Here is an 18,609-nt window from a genome sequence, read left to right on the forward strand (position 1 = left end):
TCCTCTATCCCTCTATTTCTTTTTGTTTCTGGACAAAGTCATCTTCTGTCCAAACTTCTGTACCAAATTGTTCAGCCTTTGTAAGTTTTGAACCAGCGTCTTCTCCAGCAATTACTAAATCTGTCTTTTTTGTAACACTGTTTGTAACTTTAGCACCTTGAATCTCTAACCATTTTGAAGCTTCATTTCTTGTCATTTGATATAACTTTCCAGTTAAAACAATGGTCTTATTAATAAATTCTGGATGCCCTTCTAACTCTGTTGTTTTGACACCTTTATAAGTCATATTAACATGTTTTTTCTTTAATTTATTAATAAGTGCACGGATATCTTCATTTTCTAAATAAGTGACTAATGATTGTGCTAATTTTTGACCCACATCATAGATTTCAATCAATGACTCTTCTGTAACATTAAATAAATCATCCATGGTTCCATATTTTTCAGCAATGACTTGGCTCGCTTTGACACCTAAGTGTCTAATCCCTAAACCAAATAGCAAATGTTCTAATGAGTTTGATTTAGCATCTTCAATCGCATTTAATAGATTGTTTACTTTCTTTTCACCCATTCTCTCTAATGGTAGCAAATCGTCTTTAGTTAAGTAAAATATATCAGCAACATCTTTTATTTTTTCATTTTCATAAAGTTGTTGAATAATTTTAGTACCTAAACCATCTATATTCATTGCTTGTCGTGATACAAAATGAATCATACCTTCAACAAGTTGTGCTTGGCATTTTGGATTGATACATCTTAAAGCCACTTCTCCTTCAATTCTTACAAGTTCATGACTACAACTAGGGCAATGTGTAGGCATGTGATAAACTTCAGCATTTTGTGGTCGACGATCTAATACGCTTTTTATGACTTCTGGTATAATGTCTCCCGCCTTCTTAATTACAACACTATCACCAATTCGAATATCTTTTTCATGTATTAGATCTTCATTATGTAAAGAAGCTCTAGAAACTGTAGTGCCCGCAACTTTAACTGGTTCAAGTATAGCCGTAGGTGTAACGACGCCTGTTCTACCAATACTCAGTTCAATATCTAATAAATCTGTTATGACTTCTTCAGCAGGAAACTTATACGCAATTGCCCAACGAGGAGATTTTTGTGTATAGCCAAGCTCATCTTGCTGGTCTAAATCATTTACTTTGATAACAATGCCGTCGATATCATAAGGTAACTGTTCACGTGCTTCAGTCCATTTTTCAATATAATCGAATACTTCTTCTATAGTTTGGACACGTTCTCTTTCTTTATTTGTTTTAAAACCTAATTTATCTAATTCATCTAAAGCTTCGCTTTGTGTATGTGCATGAAATTGTGTAAAGTCATTTACGCTATATAAGAAAACACTTAACTTTCTCTTTGCTGCAAGTTTGGAATCTAATTGTCGAAGTGAACCAGCAGCTGCATTTCTTGGATTGGCAAAAGGTTGCTCATCATTTTGTGCTTTAGCTTCATTTAAATCAAAAAATGATTTTCTGGGCATGTATGCTTCACCACGAACTTCAAATGTTCTAGCTTCATTAATCTTTAATGGTATTGCATGTATCGTTCTTAAGTTTTCGGTGATATCTTCACCCGTAGTACCGTCACCACGTGTCAAACCTTGTACGAATTTACCATTCTCGTATTTGAGAGAAACTGCTAAACCATCTATTTTCAATTCGCACATGTATTCCACATGATTAATTTGTTCACGTATACGCTGATCAAATTTTTTCAAATCTTCTTTATTAAAAGCATTCCCTAAACTTAGCATCGGTGTATCATGATTCACTTTTTCAAAAGTTGATTGAGCTGAGCCACCCACTCTTACTGTAGGTGAATCAGCTGTTCGATATTCTGGGTTGTTCGCCTCAATATCTATCAATTCATGTAAAAGTTTATCGTATTCACTGTCTGGTACTGAAGGGTTGTCTTGTACATAATATTCATAACTATATTGATTTAGTAATTGATGTAACACATCGACACGCGATTGTAACTCAGCCACGCTTTATTCCCCTTTCTTTTCAATAGGTGCAAATTGAGCAAGCAACCGTTTAGGTCCTTCAGATTTAAAGATAATATCTAATTCAACCGAACCATTTTTTTCATTAACATTACTTACCATACCTTCACCCCATGATTTATGAATAACTTTGTCACCAACATGCCAATCCGTCGATTGTTGTGCTTTTTTCGAGGATGTCACACGTTTACTATATCCTCTTTTTTCAGGTTGTTTAGTTGCAGATTTAAATCGATTTCCTTGTGCAGTTGCTCGTGATTTATTTTCGTTTTCTAATAAATCTTCAGGTATTTCATTTAAGAATCTTGAAGCCATATTGGACTGTGGTCTTCCAAAAAGCATTCTTGATGTCGCATGCGTTAAATATAACGTTTCTTCAGCACGTGTAATCGCTACATAACAAATTCTTCTTTCTTCTTGCATTTCATGATCATCATCACTTTTTATCGCCCTTATATGTGGAAATAATGATTCTTCCATGCCCATAATAAATACAATAGGAAACTCTAATCCTTTGGCTGAGTGCATTGTCATCAACGTTATGCCATCATCTATTTGCGCTTCGTCTATATCAGCAACTAAAGATAAGTCTGTTAAAAAATTGATTAACGACTGTTCTTCTAATGGCGTGTTTTCTTCGTAGTCTTTAGGGACTGACATAAATTCATCTATATTTTCTAATCTACTTCTTGATTCTAATGTTTGTTCTCGTTCCAACATCTCACGGTAACCTGATTTCACCAATACTTCTTCAACGATTTCTGTAATCTCTAAAAATTCTTGTTGTTTAATTAAGTTCTGTATCATGTCATAAAATGAAATACATGCTTGTGTTACTTTTTTAGATAAGCCTATAAAGTCTACTTCTGCTAGTGCATCAAACATACTTATCTCGTTTTGAGCAGCATATGCCTGAATTTTATCTACTGTCGATGGACCTACGCCACGTTTTGGTACATTGATTACACGACGTAAACTGATATCATCATTGCTATTGGCTATTATTCTCAAATAGCTAAGTAGATCTTTAATTTCTTTACGATCATAGAATTTTTGACCACCAACCATTGTGTATGGAATATTAGATTTCATAAATGTCTCTTCCAACACACGAGACTGAGCATTGGTACGGTATAAGATAGCCATATCTTTATATTTTTTTCCATTACGTTGTTGTTTCATAATTTCCTTAACTACATATTCCGCTTCGTCTCTCTCAGTAGTAGCTTCATAATAGTGAATTTTTTCTCCAGATGTATTACCTGTCCATAACCCTTTGGGTTTACGCTCTGAATTATTTTTGATTACTTCGTTAGCTGCATTTAATATATTTTTAGTTGAGCGATAATTTTGTTCTAAAAATATCGTTTTAGCTTCAGGATAATCTTCTTCAAAGGAAAGTATGTTTTGAATATCAGCACCACGCCAACCATAAATAGATTGATCAGAATCACCAACTACACATAAATTTTTAAATTTAGATGCTAAAAGATTTACTAATGTATATTGTGCTTTGTTTGTATCTTGGTACTCATCGACATGAATGTATTGGAATTTATTTTGATAAAATTCTAACACATCTGGCACACGTTCAAATAATCGAATTGTAACCATGATTAAATCATCAAAATCTAACGCTTCATTTCTTGATAACTGTCTTTGATATCCTTTATACACTGTAGCAACCATTTGTTCATGATATGTTTCAGCATCTTTTTGTGCATCCTCTGGTGTTTTCAATTCATTTTTCAAATTACTTATAGCACCTATAAACATTCTTGGTTCAAACTTTTTACTATCTATATTTTCATTTTTCAATACATCTTTGATAACTGATTTTTGGTCCGTAGGATCAATTATAGTAAAATTACGTTCAATACCAATTCTATCCGCATCTCTTCTCAGTATTCTTACACACATTGAGTGAAATGTTGACATCCATATAACTTGAGCCGGTTCTCCTACTAAAGCTTCCACACGTGCTTTCATTTCTTTTGCTGCCTTGTTTGTAAAAGTAATCGCTAGAATGTTGTATGGGGATACGTCCTTTTCATCAAGCAAGTAAGCTATACGATGAGTTAAAACACGTGTTTTGCCTGAACCCGCACCCGCCATAATAAGTAGTGGCCCTTCTGTAGTGCGTACTGCTAAACTTTGTTCATCATTCATCTTATTTACTAATGCATTCATTTATGTGACTCCTTTATCTTAACTGTTTTTAATGCGTTTTGAATATCTTTATAAACAATATCACCAACGATAATCGTATCAGCAATCGAAGCCATTTCTTCAGCTTCTTCTTGATTACTAATGCCACCACCATAAAATAATTGTGTATCACTTAACATATTTGCAGCTGTCTTTACCTTTTCAACTTCTCCGTATGCACCACTATATTCAAGATACATAACTGGTAATTTATACATTTCATTAATCATTTGAGCATATGCTTCGATATCTTCATCTGTTAAATTTGTTTCAGCTTGTGTAACTTGTGCTACTTTGCTTTCAGGATTCATGACAACATATCCTTCAAAAACAACTTCTTCAAAATCTATGACATGTCCAAATGATTTCAATGCTTCTAAAAGTACACCGTTATGATATTTTACATCTGTACTATTCAATACAGTCGGTACAAAATAAAAGTCAAAACCAGGCATAACACTTTCGATATTGGAAATTTCGAAAACGAGAGGTAAAGGATATCTTCTCACCCTACTCATCAATTGAATAACATTATCTTCAGTAACATCATCTGTGCCACCTATCATAATTGCATCGGTTTGAGACATACATACCGCATCTAAATCATCGTCAGAAATCGACTTAGCAGGATCTAATTTAAAAATATGTTTCCATTTTTTAATGTCATACATGATATGTTACTCCTTTTTTTAGCATACTTTTGATTATATCATTTTTAACCACTGAGTTCTAAAACGATATAGGATTTTATATTGAATTCTAACATGACATATCAATGGTAGATTAATCATGTTTCTCATTAAATATATTCAAAATTTTTCAGAAAAATAATCGCTTCGTATCTATTTTATCAATACACTTTAAATTAACAACATAAAAAGCTGTCAGCAAAGAAAGTTTCTTTACTAACAGCTTTACTAATGAAATCATTAAAATTACACTTCGCTACAGTATATAGAATTGTTAATTAATCGGCCGTTTCAATATTCATGCGGTCTAGAATCATTGTGTAAGCATCATTTCCCCATTGTAAAGATCTCTTAACACGAGAAATCGTTGCAGTTGAAGCACCAGACTCTTGTTCAATCGTCGCATAAGTATATCCTTGCTTAATCATTTTTGCGACTTGCAATCGTTGAGATAACGATTGAATCTCATTTACTGTACATAAATCGTCAAAGAATTGGTAACATTCTTCTCTGTTTTCTAATGTAAGAATTGCATCAAATAATTCATCTAATGCTTTTCCTCTTAATTTTTCTATTTGCATTAAAAACAACCCCTGTACTTTCATTTTAATCTTAATTCAACGTGCTAATACATTAAAGTGTAACGATTTCATAAGTAAATTTCAATTATTCTAATCCTGCACGTTTAAAAATCGTATCAACTTGGTTTAAATGGTGTTTTGGATTGAAACATTCATCTAATTCTTCAGTGCTCAATAAATCTGTAATAGATGAATCTTGTTCAATTAATGTTCTAAATGGTGTTTTTGTTTCCCAAGACTCCATCGCTTTTGGCTGTACTTTATCATATGCTGCTTCACGTGCTAAACCTTTATTTATCAACGCTAATAATACACGTTGCGAATAAATAAGACCAAAAGTTTTATCGATATTTGCTAACATATTATCTTCAAATACAGTAAGTCTTTCTACAATATTTGTAAATCTATTTAACCCGTAATCTAAAGCTATCGTTACATCTGGCAGCATGATTCTTTCTGCAGATGAATGTGAAATATCTCTTTCATGCCATAAAGCTACATTTTCATATGCAGTTGTAATGTATCCTCTGATAACACGAGCAATACCAGTAATATTTTCTGAGCCAATTGGATTACGTTTGTGTGGCATCGCTGACGAACCTTTTTGGCCTTTAGCAAAAGCTTCTTCAACTTCTCTTGTTTCAGTTTTTTGTAAGTTGCGTATTTCCACTGCAAATTTTTCCATAGAAGTACTTATCAACGCTAAAGTAGCTATATAATATGCGTGTCGGTCACGTTGTAACGTCTGAGTAGAAACAGCGGCTGTATCTAAACCTAAATTTTCACAAACATGCGCTTCAATTTCAGGTGGGATGTTTGCAAAAGTCCCTACTGCACCACTCATTTTACCAACTTCTATTTCTTTTCTCACACGCTTAAAACGCTCTAAATTACGTTTCATTTCTGTATACCATAATGCCATTTTGACACCAAATGTTGTTGGTTCCGCATGTACACCATGAGTTCGTCCCATCATTAAAGTATATTTATAATTTTTAGCTTTTTGTGCTAAAACATCAATAAATCTTTCTAAATCTTTTTCAATAATATCGTTTGCTTGTTTAATGACATAACTTAATGCCGTATCAACTACATCAGTTGATGTTAACCCGTAGTGTACCCATTTACGCTCTTCACCTAATGTCTCTGATACTTGTCTTGTAAATGCAACGACATCGTGTCGTGTTTCTTCCTCAATTTCTTTTGCGCGGTTAACATCAACCTTTGCATTCTGACGAATTTTCAATACATCTTCAGCAGGTATATCTCCTAATTTACTCCAAGCTTCACATGCTAGTATTTCTACTTCTAACCAAGCTTCATAGCGATTTTGATCCGTCCAAATATTTGACATTTCTTCTCTAGAATAACGTTCTATCATTAAAATAAGCTCCTATCTTGCGTAAGTTTTAGTTCACAAACTCCAAAAACATGTACATTCTATCAAAAAATACAATTAAAGTTCGTGTTTATTCTTGTCATTATTAGTTTAACAGAATTGATCATAAATGTATAAGTCTTTTCTATCTTCTTTATAGAAATTTTAACACGTTTTATCAAAAGCCGTGCATAAAAACCTTATTCTCCTCAAGATTTATCATTTTATATTAATTTGCGATTATATGATAAAAAAATCGTTGACCTGAGATTTCTATCTCTGCCAACGATTACATTTATATATCTAACACTAAGTATCTGTTTTAAACGATTATTCTATTAATTTTCCAACAAATTGAATTTCTTGCCTGTATACTTCATATTTACCATCTTTATTTTCTTTATAAATTGGTTTTTCAAAGCGTTTAATAGGCATATATCCAGCATCTCGCATACGTTGCAAACAAGCTTGTATCGTTTCGTTTTCTTCTACTTTAAACTTTTGCTGCTTTTTCATATACTTTCCACTTTATCTGGATCATATTGTTTAAGTTTCTTGCTACGCACACCTTTAACCCAAAAACCACCGTGAATTGTTCTTGGTTCATATGCGATGATAAACGCTTTTTCATCAATTTGCTTAATGGTTTCTATCAATTTCAGCTCAAAACGTCTTGGTGTTAATATTTGTAAAATTAATCTCGTGCCATCTCTGCCATAAGCAGTATTATGTGTAACGCCATAACCTAAATCCCTCAATTGCTTTGGTAAATCTAATTCATATTCAGATGAAGTAACATTCACAACTGTATAGCCAAGCGCTAATTTCTCTTCAATTTTCATTCCTACAATAATACCGATTGAAAACCCAAATGCATATGCAAAGACATTTTGAATTTGATCTAAACTAGACATAACCATTCCCAAACCGATAACGTATACTAAAACTTCTAAGAAACTTACCACTGCTGCAACATAACGATAACCTTTGAGTGTTAAAATCGTTCTCATTGTCAAACAAGTTACATAAGCAACATTAATAATAAAAATAGCTAAAACCATTAACCATGGATTAGAAGTAATTACTGACATGTTCATTTCCCTTTCTTTCTCATTAAATTCAAATTATTTTATCAGTAACTTATTATTTTGTCACTAAAATCATTCGAAATCTGTTTGATTTTTCGGCCATGTATATCTTGTGTAAGCTAATTCTCTTTTATGTGCATTTTTAATATAATGATTTTCTATGATAGCTTTTGCTTCTTTTGGCACTTGTTTTCCTTCTAAATAATCATCTATATGAGCATAACTAACACCAAGTGCATCTTCATCTGGTAATTGTGGTTTGTTTTCTTCTAAATCAGCAGTTGGTACTTTTTCATATAAATGTGCTGGAGCATCTAAATATGCTAATATTTGTCGCCCTTGACGTTTATTTAAACCAAATAACGGTGCGATATCTGCTGCACCATCGCCATATTTTGTAAAAAATCCAGTCAAGTTTTCCGCTGAGTGATCAGTACCCACAACAATTCCTTGTTGATTGGATGCAATCGAAAATTGTGCTTTCATACGTTCACGCGCTTTTTCATTCCCTTTTTGGAAATCCGTCAACACAATTCCAGCTTCTTTTAGCGATTCTACACTTTGATCTACTGAAGGTTTAATGTTGACTGTAATTGTTCGATCCGGTTGTATAAACTTCAAAGCATCTTCAACTTCATCGGCATCTTTTTGTTCGCCATATGGTAATTTAACTGCAATAAATTGACAATCAATATCTTTTTCTTTTAATTCATTTATCGCAATTTGACATAGCTTGCCAGCTAAAGTCGAATCTTGCCCACCTGAAATACCTAAAACCAATGATTTAATAAATGAATGAGATTGGATATAATTTTTAATAAATTGAATAATATTACGCGTTTCTAATTTGCTATCAATGCTGGGCTTGACTTTCATTTCTCTTACGATAATATCTTGAATTTCACTCATTTTCTTCTTCCATCTCCTTCACATGTTCTGCCACTTCAAAGATACGTTTATGTTTATTTTCCCAACATTCTGTACTTAAATCAACTGGGTACTCCTGAGGATTAAGATGACGCTTGTTCTCATCCCATAAGTACGAAAGACTTTTAGTCAAATAATTTTGTGCTTCCTTTTCATTTGGTAAATCATAAACGAGTTCACCGTCTTTAAAAATATCATGGTGTAACGGCTTGGCTATAAAGGATTTTATAAATTTCATCTTATACGTATGTACAGGATGGAACAATTTAAGTGGAGACTCATCATAAGGATCTTCATGCGCTAACGTGATATAGTCACCCTCAGCTTTGTTTGTTTTCTTATTAATAATACGATAGACGTTTTTCTTTCCTGGTGTAGTTACCTTTTCTGCATTGTTTGATAGCTTTATTCGGTCTACATAATTCCCTGAAGCATCTTCTACTGCCACAAGTTTGTATACTGCACCTAAGGCAGGCTGATCGTAACCAGTAATTAATTTAGTACCAACACCCCATGAATCAACCTTTGCACCTTGCGATTTCAAGCTTGTAATCGTTTGTTCATCTAAATCATTTGATGCAATAATTTTAGTTTCAGTAAATCCTGCATCATCTAACATGCGACGTGCTTCTTTTGATAAATAAGCGATATCACCAGAATCTAAACGTATACCAACAAAGTTAATTTCATCACCAAGCTCTTTAGCAACTTTTATCGCTGTTGGTACACCAGATTTCAAAGTATGAAAAGTATCAACTAAGAACACGCAATCTTTATGGCGTTCTGCATATTTTTTAAATGCAATATATTCATCACCATAAGTTTGAACCATTGCATGCGCATGCGTTCCTGATACTGGTATGCCAAAAAGTTTTCCAGCGCGCACATTACTCGTTGAATCAAATCCACCAATATATGCTGCTCTTGCACCCCACAAAGCAGCATCTGCTTCTTGTCCACGTCTTGTTCCAAATTCCATTAATGTGTCATTTGGCGCTACTTGTTTTATTCTACTTGCTTTCGTAGTAATTAGCGTGTGAAAATTCACGATATTTAACAACATCGTTTCAATTAATTGTGCTTGGATAAGTGGTGCTTCTACGCTTAATAAAGGTTCATTACCAAAACATAATTCTCCTTCTTGCATAGAACGAATATTACCAGTAAATTTCATATCTTTTAAATATTCTAAAAAGTCTTCTTGATAACCAATGGATTTTAAATATTTAATATCCGATTCTGAAAAATGAAAGTTATTGATATAAGCAATCACTCGTTTCAATCCATTAAACACTGCATATCCGCTGTTGAAAGGCATATTTCTAAAATATAAATCAAATACAGCATTTCTTTCATGAATCCCGTCATTCCAATAACTCTCCGCCATATTTATTTGATATAAATCATTATGTAATACTAATGTATCATCCTCAAATTGGTACACCGCTATCTCTCCTATCGGCTTTTTCATTAGTTTAACACAAAAAATTAAACGTTTATATCTGAAATGAATTTATCCATATTACTTCAAACATAACGCATCATAATATTAAATATAATTTTGTTATTTAATTATTATTTAGTTAGTAGTAAATTCAAAATAGTAGCGACAAAATCATGACAATTCTATAATTAAACATTAAAAATAGAAAAAATACCGTATAATGTGTGCGAGGTGTTTTATATGTTAAATGAAGCTAAATCATTTATTCAAACAATGTATAAAGAATTAAATTATAACGAAAATACTATTTTAAAACGAATTAATCAGATAGAAACACAAATAAACTTAACTGGTACGTATAAACATACTAACGAGGAACTTGTATATGGTGCCAAGATGGCTTGGAGAAATTCAAATCGTTGTATAGGCCGTGCATTCTGGGACTCATTAACCGTCAATGATGCAAGACATATCCAGACTGAACAAGAATTTTTAGATGCAATAGAAAATCATATTCAATTCGCTACAAATGGAGGGAAAATAAAACCATGTATCACTATTTTTGATGCTCAACATCCTCCAAAAATATATAATAATCAACTTATCAGATATGCAGGTTATGAAGACGTAGGTGACCCTTCCGAACTAAAAATCACACAATTAGCCGAACATTTAGGTTGGCAAGGCAAACATACAGATTTTGACATTTTACCTTTAATTTATAAAATTCCTGGTGAATCGTTAAAGTTTTACAATTATCAACCTGAAATGATAAAAGAAGTGCCTATTACCCATGATCGTTTTCCAAAATTAGAAAAGCTTGGGCTAAAATGGTATGCCGTACCAATTATATCTAACATGGACTTAAAAATTGGTGGAATCATATATCCAACCGCGCCGTTCAACGGCTGGTACATGGTAAATGAAATTGCGGTGCGAAATTTTACTGATTCATATCGCTACAATTTACTAGAAACCGTTGCAGAAGCTTTTGAATTTGATACACTAAAGAATAATTCTTTTAACAAAGATAGAACGTTAGTCGAATTGAATTATGCAGTATATCATTCTTTTAAAAATGAAGGCGTATCAATGGTTGATCATCTAACTGCGTCAAAACAATTTGAAAGATTTGAAAAAAACGAACGGAAAAATGGAAGAGATGTAACCGGAAAATGGTCTTGGTTGGCACCATCTTTATCTCCAACTTTAGTATCTAATTACCATCACGGGTATAAAAATGAGATGAAAGAACCGAATTTCTTTTATAAAAAACAATCATCTGTTTCTGGGTGTCCTTTCCATTAATTTTTAACACATATATACAAGGGGTAACGTCACATGAAATTATATTATTTAGGTCCAAAAGGAACATTTTCATATTTAGCGGCAAAACAATATCTATCAGAATCTGAGTTCGAATATACGTCTAAATCTAATTTGTATGAAGTCGTTACTGCTGTCTCAGAAGATAATCATAGTATTGCTGTTGTGCCCATCGAAAATTCAATTGAAGGTACAATCAATATTGTTGCCGATGCCTTAACACAACAAAATATTTATGCACAGGGAGAAATACATTTAGATATACAATTTGCTTTATATGGCCCTGAAAATGCAACAGTCAATGATATATCAAAAGTTTATTCAATAAGCCCAGCAATTAGTCAAACGAGCCAATATATACAACAACATAAGTTCACATATGATTATGTAGATAGCACGATACAAAGTTTAGAAAAAATAACCAACCAAGTGGGTGCAATCGCACCTTTAGGTAGTGGGGAAACTTATGGCTTTCAACCTATAGAACAAAACATTCAAGACTTCCCTCACAATGTCACACGTTTTTTAGTCGTAAGTAACCAGCCACAACATTCGGACAATGCTAGTGACACAATGTTACTCATTACACCACAATTTGATAAACCAGGCTTACTTGCAAGTATTTTAAACACTTTTGTGCTTTTTAACATCAACTTATCTTGGATTGAGTCTAGACCTTTAAAAACACAGCTGGGCATGTATCATTTTTTCGTCCAAGCAGATACTGGTTTAACAGAAGCGTTATCGAAAGTCATTAAAATCTTGAACACTTTAGATTTTCAAGTTACAATCATTGGATCTTTCAATAAGTTAAATCACGATTAATCAGAAAGTAAAATTCAAAAACTTATCATGATATGATACTTCAAAAATAATAGAGCCTGAGACATTTAATTGTCTCGGGCTCTATTATTTTTGATTTATTTTAATGGTAATGGTTTGGTAATATCTATACCTAATACTGGTGGTACTAAGAAATAAACTACTAACACAATAACAATAATACTCAACAGGTTAACCCAAAATCCAACTGACGCCATTTTTTTAATGCTAATCCTTCCAGTTCCAAATACAATAGCATTTGGTGGTGTGCCAACTGGTAACATATAAGCACAATTAGCGGCCATAGCAGCAGGTACCATGAGTAGTAGCGGATGTACATTAACTGCAACTGAAAGTGTTGCAAGTATAGGTAAAATCATAGTCGCAGTAGCTGTATTCGAAGTTATTTCTGTTAAAAACAACACAAATATTGTAATGACAAGAACGATAATTAATGGACTAACGCCTTCAATCAACTTTAATTGTTCACCTAACCATTTCGCTAAGCCACTCTCTGAGATACCTTTAGCAAGTGCCAAACCTCCACCAAATAAAATGAGTACGCCCCATGGCAAGTCTTTGGCAACATTCCAATCAATAATTCGCGTATGTTGTTCTTTATTTTTAGCCGGTATTAAAAATAATAATACAGCTATAAACATGGCAATTGTACCGTCTGCCACTTCTGAGGTGAACGACCAATTTTTCAATAAGAATTCTCTACTAATCCATAACAAACTTGCTAATATAAAAATTGCTTGTACCACTTTTTCTTCGTATTTCATCTTTCCTAACTCATCTAATTTTTTCCTAATTAAGTTCTGACCGCCTGGCAGTTCTTTCATATCATGTTTAAATGCAACATAACGTAGATACAACCATACTAAAATCAATAGTACAATGACTGTAGGTACGCCAATGACCATCCATTTAGCAAAGCTTATTTCCTCACCAAATGCAGATTGATATTGGCCTTTAAGGATAATAAGTGGAGGCGTTCCGATCAAAGTTCCTAAACCACCAATGGTTCCTGCATACCCAATGGCTAACACTAGCGATTGTTCAAATTTACTGATGCTTGTAGCATTCATTTCTTCCCCTTTTAAATCATTTGCTTCTTTAATAATCGCTAAACCTATCGGTATCATAATCATCACAGCTGCAGTATTAGAAACAAACATAGATAAGAATCCTGTCGCTATCATAAAACCTAATAAAATCTTTCCAGTACTTGTACCTAAAATACTAATGATTGTTAAGGCAACACGTGTATGTAAATTCCATCTTTCCATAGCAATAGCTAATATAAATCCACCTAAAAATAGAAAAATAATATCATTACCATATTGAGCAGATACTTCTTCTGGGCTAAGTACATGTCCAACAGGCAATAAAATTAATGGCAACAAACTAGTTGCAGCAATTGGTATTGCTTCAGTAATCCACCAAATAGCGATCCAAATAGTAATCGCTAATACAAAAACGCCTTTATACGATAAATTTTCAGGTTCAAAAGTTAACAATGTCAAAATAAATAGTAGTGGCCCTAAAATCAACCCTGTAAGCTGTCCTGCATTATAAGATTTATTTTTTTTAGAAAAAAATGTTAAATACTGCGAACGCCTATATTCCCCTTTGTTTATATTATTCATAATGATTCCCCCCGATTTCAATTACTTTCTGAATTTTCTTACTTTATTACTCTTTAACATAATATAATTTCTATTAAATTACAATATGTTTTATATTGTGTTTTAATTCAGAACTACTAAAATAAAGAATCATTATTTTATATTTATTTTTTTAACGCTTATATTTTCCTGATTTGAGAGATACAAATCTTCTATATCTTTTAAATAAAGTCTTTGCTGCTTATTGTCATAATAATTCTGTGCTATAAATATATTGTTGTGTTTTACGTTATTATAGCTTTGCACTCGAATGGCATCTTTAGACATATGACCTATAAAGTGATTATGATAAATATTTAAATTACTTCCAGATTGCGTTGGTCTTGCCTTACCTGTGAGATCTTGTGCATTTTTTCCATCTTTCACTGCTAAAAATCGAATCCCTCCTCCACAATTTTTAAATATATTATCATGGATAAAAGTATCTTTTGATTTTAAAGGGGTCAGTGCGTATTGGTTGATACCTTCAAATGTATTAAAACGAATGTGTATATTTTCGTAAAATTGATTAAATCTACTCGCATGAGATCCAATTGCTCTATTCCAAGCACCCATCGTTGGTGTCTTTGAATTTCCAAAATAACAATTTTCAATTATTACATTTTTAGTTATCGTACCATCCGTGGCACCAAATTTTGGGAAAGCACCTTTTACTTGTATATCAATTTGTACCGCTTCTGAAAATAACCTTTCTCCTTTATCGTCTTTAAATCCTAAAAATTCGCAACCATTTATATATAGGCCATTAATGCCGCATGCATCTATTGCATGACCTCCAACAACATCTTTAAATGTTACACCTAAAATTTGAATATTTTGAGCATGCCCCATGCACATTGCTGTATTGTTATATGGATACTCATAACCATTCATATCCAATGTTCCACCAGCAATGCAGATTTCACTATTACCTTCATATCCATAATAAGATTTCAGCCATCTACCATTTTTCAATAAAGTATCTTTGCCTACTCTTTTTAATACTGCTTCGTCGTCCATTATCAAAGTAGTTGAATCATATATTACCAACGGTCTACGAATATGATACTCTCCCTTAGGAATATAAATTGTTGTGTTTTTGTGTTTTCTAGCGTATTTTAACGCTTTTTGAATCGCGCGTGTATCTGCCCATCTATGCTTACCTTTTAGGCCGAACTGCATTGCATTAATTATCATTAGTAATTCTTCCTCCTCACTTAATACTTTATAATAAACTAATAGTTCGTTTTTCAAACGCTTTAAATGCACCTTTAATGATTTATGTACTTAGTATATAATAACTATAATCTTAATTTTGGGAGTGTTACATTAGATGAAAAATAGCGCGCTTATTATTGTTGACTATTCAAATGATTTTGTTGCTGATAATGGTAAATTAACTTGTGGCCTTCCGGGTCAACAAATTGAAAGTTATATTGTTGAAAGAATTGAAGCATATAATAAAAAACAGGCTAATATCTTTTTTCTTATGGATTTACATTATGAAGAAAATAGCTATCATCCAGAAAACAATCTTTTTCCACCTCATAATATAATTGATACCACTGGAAGAGAACTTTACGGTAAAGTAAATGATATTTTTCAAAATATCTTATTTAATGATCATGTGCATTATTTAGATAAAACACGTTATGATTCATTTTGTGGTACGCCCTTAGACATTATGTTACGTGAACGCAACATTACGCATTTAGAAATTGTTGGTGTATGTACAGATATTTGCGTGCTGCACACCGCAATCTCTGCTTACAATTTGGGATATGCTATTTCAATTTCTCATAAGGGTGTCGCTTCTTTTAATCCAACAGGGCATCAATGGGCATTAGATCATTTTAAAAATTCATTAGGTGCTGAAGTAGAATAACAATAGAAAATCATGATAAAATAAAATTAAATAAAAAATTAAGGAGAATTAAAACATGGCAAAAACTTATATTTTCGGTCATAAAAATCCAGATACAGATGCAATCTCATCAGCTATTATTATGGCAGATTTTGAACAACAAACAGGAAATACAGACGCAACACCTTATCGTTTAGGCGAAGTAGGACCTGAAACTCAATATGCATTAAATCATTTTAATGTAGACACACCAGAATTACTTAGTGATGATTTAAATAATCAAAATGTTATCTTAGTTGACCATAATGAATTCCAACAAAGTGCTGATACAATTGATAAGTCATCAATTCAACATGTCGTTGACCATCATAGAATTTCAAACTTTGAAACTGCAGGACCATTATATTACCGTGCTGAGCCAGTAGGTTGTACTGCAACAATCTTATACAAAATGTACAAAGAACGTGGTTTTGAAATCAAACCTGAAATTGCTGGTTTAATGATTTCTGCTATCATTTCAGATAGCTTACTATTTAAATCACCAACTTGTACACAAGAAGATATTGACGCTGCTGAAGCTTTAAAATCAATTGCAGATGTTGACTTAGAATCTTATGGTTTAGAAATGTTAAAAGCAGGTGCTTCAACAACTGACAAAACTGCATCTGAGCTATTAAATATGGATGCAAAATCATTTAATATGGGTGACTATATTACACGTATCGGTCAAGTTAATACCGTAGATATTGATGAAGTATTCCAACGTCAAGAAGAGTTAGAAAAAGCAATGTTAGAAGTAAGTACAAATGAAAAATATGATTTATTTGTACTGCTTGTAACTGATATCATCAACAGTGATTCTAAAATTTTAGTTGTTGGTGCTGAAAAAGATAAAGTAGGCAACGCATTCAACGTTAAACTAGACAATAATACTGCATTTTTACCAGGTGTTGTATCTCGTAAAAAACAAGTTGTACCACAAATTACAGAAGCTTTAAGCTAATCTCATACTTTATCAATATATAACACTATATAGTAAAAACTTAAATAGTTTACTATATAGAAAAACTGGGACATAATAATAATTATGTTCCAGTTTTTTATCCATCTTTTTAAACTATCTAAATCATCAATATACTAGGAGGAATAATATTTGAATTCAATAGAACAATCTTTCCACAATAGTAAACAATATTTTAATACTCATGAAACCAAATCACTTAAATTTAGAAAAAAACAACTCAAACAGTTAAGTAAGAGTATTAAAAATTATGAAAATGACTTACTTGAAGCTTTTCAAAAAGATTTAGGTAAAAATAAAGTAGAAGCCTACGCAACTGAGATTGGCTTTACATTAAAAAATATTAAATCAGCTCGTAAAGAACTAAAAAATTGGGCCAAAACCAAACAAGTCAATACACCCTTATTTATGTTTCCTACCAAAAGTTACATTATGAAAGAACCTTATGGCACAGTGCTAATTATTGGACCTTTTAATTATCCATTCCAATTGTTAATAGAACCGTTGATTGGTGCAATTGCTGCAGGGAACACTATAATACTAAAACCCTCTGAATTCACACCGAATGTATCTGATGTCATACAGCAAATCATTTCCGACGCCTTTGATCCTGAGTATATTAATATCATTCAAGGAAATGCTGATACAACTCAGTCTTTACTTCATTTACCTTTTGATTATATTTTCTTCACAGGTAGTGAACAGGTTGGACGCATCGTATATAGCGCTGCAAGCAAAAACTTAACGCCTGTAACTTTAGAATTAGGTGGAAAGTCACCTGCAATCATTGACGAAAGTGCAAATATTAAAGTTGCAAGTGAACGTATTTGTTTTGGTAAGTTTACAAATGCTGGACAAACTTGTGTTGCACCGGATTACTTACTGGTAAATCGTAAAGTAAAAGATGAGCTCATCAGTGCATTAAAAAAGACAATAACTGAATTTTATGGTACAAATATTCAAGATAGTCCAGACTTTGGACGTATTGTAAACAAAAAACATTATCACCGTTTAAATGAATTGTTAAATATTCATCACCCTGAGATTACTTTTGGTGGTCAAACTGATATTGATGAAAATTTTATTGCACCTACTATCTTAGACGGTACTACTTTCGATTCAAAAATTATGGAAAATGAAATTTTCGGACCAATTTTACCTATTATAGCTTACGATGATTTTGACGAAGCAATTGATTTAATACGTACTAAACCTAAACCACTTAGCCTTTATTTATTTAGTGAAGATGAAAACAGTTCAGAGAGAATACTAAATGAATTATCCTTTGGTGGTGGTGCAATCAATGATACCTTAATGCATTTAGCAAACCCTAATTTACCTTTTGGTGGCGTTGGTGCTTCTGGTATAGGAAAATACCATGGAAAATATTCTTTTGATACTTTTAGTCATGATAAATCATATATTTTTAAATCTACAAGGTTGGAATCAAGCCTATTGTTCCCTCCTTACAAAGGAAAATTTAAATATATTAAAGCATTCTTCAACAAATAATATTTTAATATAGTAAATCCCGAAAACTAAGCTAAGTTTTCGGGATTTTTATC

Annotated in this window: 16 protein-coding genes; 5 read left to right on the forward strand and 11 right to left on the reverse strand. The window is 32.4% G+C overall.

Annotated elements, in window-relative coordinates; genetic code table 11:
- Positions 1-4: 4 nt before the first annotated feature.
- The 9 genes from ligA to KA814_RS08185 form a co-directional block, all read right to left on the reverse strand.
- Positions 5-2,008: an NAD-dependent DNA ligase LigA gene (gene ligA / locus KA814_RS08145; RefSeq protein ID WP_064209725.1), complete on the reverse strand. Its 2,004-nt coding sequence runs from the start codon at positions 2,006-2,008 to the stop codon at positions 5-7.
- A gap of 3 nt (positions 2,009-2,011) precedes the next feature.
- Positions 2,012-4,216, reverse strand: a complete 2,205-nt coding sequence (gene pcrA / locus KA814_RS08150) for a DNA helicase PcrA (RefSeq protein WP_046207970.1) — start codon at positions 4,214-4,216, stop codon at positions 2,012-2,014.
- Positions 4,213-4,905 (reverse strand): heptaprenylglyceryl phosphate synthase, encoded by a 693-nt coding sequence (pcrB, locus tag KA814_RS08155; protein ID WP_064209726.1) that lies wholly within the window; start codon positions 4,903-4,905, stop codon positions 4,213-4,215. The genes pcrA and pcrB overlap by 4 nt, the downstream gene beginning before the upstream one ends.
- 296 nt (positions 4,906-5,201) lie before the next feature.
- On the reverse strand, positions 5,202-5,504 hold the full coding sequence (locus KA814_RS08160; RefSeq protein WP_046207972.1) for a YerC/YecD family TrpR-related protein: 303 nt from the start codon (positions 5,502-5,504) through the stop codon (positions 5,202-5,204).
- An 85-nt stretch (positions 5,505-5,589) separates the two neighbouring features.
- Positions 5,590-6,885, reverse strand: a complete 1,296-nt coding sequence (gene purB / locus KA814_RS08165; protein WP_064209727.1) for an adenylosuccinate lyase — start codon at positions 6,883-6,885, stop codon at positions 5,590-5,592.
- A gap of 327 nt (positions 6,886-7,212) precedes the next feature.
- Positions 7,213-7,398, reverse strand: a complete 186-nt coding sequence (locus KA814_RS08170) for an NETI motif-containing protein (protein ID WP_046207974.1) — start codon at positions 7,396-7,398, stop codon at positions 7,213-7,215.
- The gene (locus KA814_RS08175) at positions 7,395-7,973 is read right to left on the reverse strand and encodes a DUF2179 domain-containing protein (RefSeq protein WP_019469590.1); all 579 of its coding nucleotides are present in this window, start codon (positions 7,971-7,973) and stop codon (positions 7,395-7,397) included. The genes KA814_RS08170 and KA814_RS08175 overlap by 4 nt, the downstream gene beginning before the upstream one ends.
- 69 nt (positions 7,974-8,042) lie before the next feature.
- Positions 8,043-8,879 (reverse strand): ammonia-dependent NAD(+) synthetase, encoded by an 837-nt coding sequence (gene nadE / locus KA814_RS08180; protein WP_064209728.1) that lies wholly within the window; start codon positions 8,877-8,879, stop codon positions 8,043-8,045.
- Complete coding sequence (locus tag KA814_RS08185; RefSeq protein WP_046207976.1) at positions 8,872-10,341, reverse strand: nicotinate phosphoribosyltransferase; 1,470 nt, start codon at positions 10,339-10,341, stop codon at positions 8,872-8,874. The genes nadE and KA814_RS08185 overlap by 8 nt, the downstream gene beginning before the upstream one ends.
- A 240-nt stretch (positions 10,342-10,581) precedes the next feature.
- Between KA814_RS08185 and KA814_RS08190 the strand changes: the two genes are divergently transcribed.
- Both KA814_RS08190 and KA814_RS08195 read left to right on the forward strand, forming a co-directional pair.
- On the forward strand, positions 10,582-11,649 hold the full coding sequence (locus tag KA814_RS08190) for a nitric oxide synthase oxygenase (RefSeq protein ID WP_064209729.1): 1,068 nt from the start codon (positions 10,582-10,584) through the stop codon (positions 11,647-11,649).
- Positions 11,650-11,682: 33 nt separating this feature from the next.
- Entirely contained in the window at positions 11,683-12,492 is an 810-nt protein-coding gene (locus tag KA814_RS08195) for a prephenate dehydratase (RefSeq protein WP_046207978.1), read from the forward strand.
- Positions 12,493-12,587: 95 nt separating this feature from the next.
- On the opposite strand, the gene KA814_RS08200 is transcribed toward KA814_RS08195, so the two are convergent.
- Both KA814_RS08200 and KA814_RS08205 read right to left on the reverse strand, forming a co-directional pair.
- Positions 12,588-14,141, reverse strand: coding sequence for an SLC13 family permease (locus KA814_RS08200; RefSeq protein ID WP_046207979.1), 1,554 nt, complete (start codon positions 14,139-14,141; stop codon positions 12,588-12,590).
- Between the two features lie 132 nt (positions 14,142-14,273).
- Positions 14,274-15,356 (reverse strand): glycosyl hydrolase family 28-related protein, encoded by a 1,083-nt coding sequence (locus tag KA814_RS08205; RefSeq protein WP_046207980.1) that lies wholly within the window; start codon positions 15,354-15,356, stop codon positions 14,274-14,276.
- Positions 15,357-15,492: 136 nt separating this feature from the next.
- On the opposite strand from KA814_RS08205, the gene KA814_RS08210 reads away from it, so the two are divergent.
- The 3 genes from KA814_RS08210 to KA814_RS08220 all read left to right on the forward strand — a co-directional run bounded on the left by KA814_RS08210 (position 15,493) and on the right by KA814_RS08220 (position 18,556).
- On the forward strand, positions 15,493-16,044 hold the full coding sequence (locus KA814_RS08210; protein WP_064209730.1) for a cysteine hydrolase family protein: 552 nt from the start codon (positions 15,493-15,495) through the stop codon (positions 16,042-16,044).
- A gap of 55 nt (positions 16,045-16,099) precedes the next feature.
- The gene (locus KA814_RS08215; RefSeq protein ID WP_046207982.1) at positions 16,100-17,026 is read left to right on the forward strand and encodes a manganese-dependent inorganic pyrophosphatase; all 927 of its coding nucleotides are present in this window, start codon (positions 16,100-16,102) and stop codon (positions 17,024-17,026) included.
- A gap of 150 nt (positions 17,027-17,176) precedes the next feature.
- Positions 17,177-18,556, forward strand: coding sequence for an aldehyde dehydrogenase (locus KA814_RS08220; RefSeq protein WP_046207983.1), 1,380 nt, complete (start codon positions 17,177-17,179; stop codon positions 18,554-18,556).
- Positions 18,557-18,609 lie beyond the last annotated feature (53 nt).

It is taken from the genome of Staphylococcus sp. GDY8P196P, assembly GCF_017891705.1.
Taxonomy (GTDB): domain Bacteria; phylum Bacillota; class Bacilli; order Staphylococcales; family Staphylococcaceae; genus Staphylococcus; species Staphylococcus ureilyticus.

Coding starts and splice junctions, on each gene's coding strand:
- purB (WP_064209727.1), bottom strand. CDS start 6,885: ATGATAGAACGTTATTCTAGAGAAGAAATGTCAAATATTTGGACGGAT.
- KA814_RS08175 (WP_019469590.1), bottom strand. CDS start 7,973: ATGTCAGTAATTACTTCTAATCCATGGTTAATGGTTTTAGCTATTTTT.
- pcrA (WP_046207970.1), bottom strand. CDS start 4,216: ATGAATGCATTAGTAAATAAGATGAATGATGAACAAAGTTTAGCAGTA.
- KA814_RS08210 (WP_064209730.1), top strand. CDS start 15,493: ATGAAAAATAGCGCGCTTATTATTGTTGACTATTCAAATGATTTTGTT.
- nadE (WP_064209728.1), bottom strand. CDS start 8,879: ATGAGTGAAATTCAAGATATTATCGTAAGAGAAATGAAAGTCAAGCCC.
- pcrB (WP_064209726.1), bottom strand. CDS start 4,905: ATGTATGACATTAAAAAATGGAAACATATTTTTAAATTAGATCCTGCT.
- KA814_RS08190 (WP_064209729.1), top strand. CDS start 10,582: ATGTTAAATGAAGCTAAATCATTTATTCAAACAATGTATAAAGAATTA.
- KA814_RS08170 (WP_046207974.1), bottom strand. CDS start 7,398: ATGAAAAAGCAGCAAAAGTTTAAAGTAGAAGAAAACGAAACGATACAA.
- KA814_RS08160 (WP_046207972.1), bottom strand. CDS start 5,504: ATGCAAATAGAAAAATTAAGAGGAAAAGCATTAGATGAATTATTTGAT.
- KA814_RS08215 (WP_046207982.1), top strand. CDS start 16,100: ATGGCAAAAACTTATATTTTCGGTCATAAAAATCCAGATACAGATGCA.
- KA814_RS08195 (WP_046207978.1), top strand. CDS start 11,683: ATGAAATTATATTATTTAGGTCCAAAAGGAACATTTTCATATTTAGCG.
- KA814_RS08200 (WP_046207979.1), bottom strand. CDS start 14,141: ATGAATAATATAAACAAAGGGGAATATAGGCGTTCGCAGTATTTAACA.
- KA814_RS08205 (WP_046207980.1), bottom strand. CDS start 15,356: ATGATAATTAATGCAATGCAGTTCGGCCTAAAAGGTAAGCATAGATGG.